The 1,278-nt window shown below is 44.0% G+C and carries 1 protein-coding gene and 1 pseudogene; one reads left to right on the top strand and one right to left on the bottom strand.

The features are described 5' to 3' along the window. Positions 1 to 836: glycoside hydrolase domain-containing protein (locus tag DCM90_RS09875; protein WP_191981042.1), on the top strand; the 836-nt coding region annotated here is incomplete at its 5' end. A 39-nt stretch (positions 837 to 875) separates the two neighbouring features. Here the strand turns inward: DCM90_RS09875 and DCM90_RS09880 are convergent. Continuing rightward, a pseudogene (locus DCM90_RS09880) lies at positions 876 to 1,278 on the bottom strand (alpha-L-fucosidase); the annotation flags it as partial.

The raw sequence follows: 1,278 nt of genomic DNA on the forward strand, positions 1-1,278 counted from the left end.
GTGTTAGCCATACTCTAGACTATGCCTATAGTGACTTTTGTATCGCCAGCTGTGCCAAAAAACTAGAGAACATAGAAATCGCTGAAACCTACAAGGCTGCTTCACAAAATTACCGCCAGCTATTTGACGCTGAGACAGGTTACATGCGAGCACGAGACAATCAAGGAAACTTTCACCCTGACTTCTCTCCTTATAGTTGGGGGCGAGACTACGCTGAATGCTCTGCCATTCAAGCTACTTTAGGCGTTCTCCACGACATCCCTGGCTTAATCCAACTGATGGGTGGAAAAGAAACCTTTAGCAACTATCTTTTGAAAGCCTGTCAAGATGCTCCCCTCTTTGAAACAACAGGCTATGGTTACGAAATTCACGAAATGAGCGAGATGGCTACTGCTCCTTTTGGACAAATAGCCATTTCCAACCAGCCTAGTTTCCACATTCCTTATCTCTTCCGCTACAGCGATTACCCTGACTACACTGCCCTTCTTATCAAGACGCTCCGTCAGAAAGCTTTTCACCCAAGTTGGGAAGCCTATCCTGGAGATGAAGACAATGGTAGTCTCTCTGCTTGGTACATCTGGTCAGCTCTCGGATTTTATCCAACCTGTCCAGGAAAACCAAGCTATGACCTCGGAATCCCTCTCTTTGACCATCTACGAGTCTACCTCGCTAAAGAAGATAAATGGCTGGATATCCATACTAAACAAAACCACAACCATTTTAACTTTGTCAAAGAATGCCGACTGGACAAAACACTCGTATCAACTATTCAACACCAAGACCTCTTAAAAGCTGAACAACTAACTTTCACCCTCAGCTGGTTACCAAGTCACTAATAACCAAAAGAACCTTTGCATCGCGCAAAGGTTCTTCTTTTATGAAACTTGGACTTGAAGTTGATCCACAAGCTGACCATCCACCGTTAGGTTCAGATAGAAATCCAAGGTTTTATCTCCTGCGAAATACAGGGTTGGTAGATGCAAATCTTTTTTGCTTTCCCCTGCTTGGAATTGAAGGACTTGAATCTCATCCTGATAGGCGACACCATGGACACCTGTCCCCGGTTGAATCGAAATCTTAGCCTCTAAAGAGGAGCTACTTTCACTACGTTCAATCCTAAAATGAAGAGTCTCTCCCTTTGCCACAGCTAGGCTTTTTTCTGCAAATGCTAGCCCCTGAACAGCTACTGTTTGTGATAACCTCGGAGTTTTATAGAGTGAAATCTTGGTCAACAAAGGCAAAGCCTGTGATTCTGTAATGACTACACGTATCTTCTGT

Origin of the sequence: Levilactobacillus bambusae, from assembly GCF_003124125.1 — a bacterium.
GTDB lineage: Bacteria > Bacillota > Bacilli > Lactobacillales > Lactobacillaceae > Levilactobacillus > Levilactobacillus bambusae.